Origin of the sequence: Inquilinus limosus MP06, from assembly GCF_000767795.1 — a bacterium.
GTDB lineage: Bacteria > Pseudomonadota > Alphaproteobacteria > DSM-16000 > Inquilinaceae > Inquilinus > Inquilinus limosus_E.
Map to the genome: position 1 here is coordinate 1 of NZ_JANX01001086.1, position 876 is coordinate 876.

Here is an 876-nt window from a genome sequence, read left to right on the forward strand (position 1 = left end):
GGTGACCGCCGCCCAGTCGCCGGCCGCCACCTCGGCCTTGCCGGCGATCCAGGTGCCGCCGACCACCGCCACGTTCGGCAGCGACAGATAGGCCCGCAGGTTGGATTCGCGCACGCCGCCGGTCGGGCAGAAGCGCATGCCGGCGAAGGGGCCGGCCAGGGCGGCCAGCGCCGACTGGCCGCCATAGATCTCGGCCGGGAAGAACTTCAGCACGCCGTAGCCGAGGTCGCGCGCGGCCATGATCTCCGACGGGGTCACCGCGCCGGGCAGGAAGGGAAAGCCCTCCGCCGCCCGTGCCAGCTCCGGCGTCAGGCCCGGGCTGACGCCGAACACGGCACCGGCCTTGCGTGAGGCCTCAAGATCGGCCGGGTTCAGCACCGTGCCGGCGCCGACGATCGCGTCCGGCACCTCGGTGGCCATGGCGGCGATGACGTCGATCGCGGCCTTGGTGCGCAGCGTCACCTCCAGCACCGGCAGGCCGCCATCGACCAAAGCGCGGGCCAGCGGCACCGCCGCCTCCACCGTCTCGACGGTCAGCACGGGGATGATCGGGGCGCGGGCGATGATGGCGTCGACGGTCATGGCGATTCTCGATCGGTCAGCGGTCATTCGGGTTGCGCCGCACCATAGCAAATTGCGACGGCCGGACGAGAGTCATCGCGACGGAAAGGCCGTCTTCATTGCCTTTCCCACAAGCGAGACCTTTTTCAGAAAATCTACCTTCGCCGTCATTGCGAGGAGGCGAAGCCGACGAAGCAATGACGGTGTGGAGTTGTCCCTCGCCCCCTTGATCAGGCCGGGCCGCCCGCGCGCCGGAGTCGAGCGCGTCCAGCGCCGCCTGGCTGCCGGCCACCAGCAGGTCGCTGGCGGCGAGGC

2 protein-coding genes are annotated in these 876 nt (G+C 70.7%); both read right to left on the reverse strand.

Translation table 11 applies throughout. The annotated features are described in order from the left end of the window. A partial coding sequence (gene eda, locus P409_RS35360; protein ID WP_034849810.1) for a bifunctional 4-hydroxy-2-oxoglutarate aldolase/2-dehydro-3-deoxy-phosphogluconate aldolase occupies positions 1-582 on the reverse strand: 582 nt, incomplete at its 3' end. A gap of 16 nt (positions 583-598) precedes the next feature. Continuing rightward, the coding region (locus P409_RS39825) for a hypothetical protein (RefSeq protein WP_161790543.1) at positions 599-876 on the reverse strand (278 nt) is incomplete at its 5' end.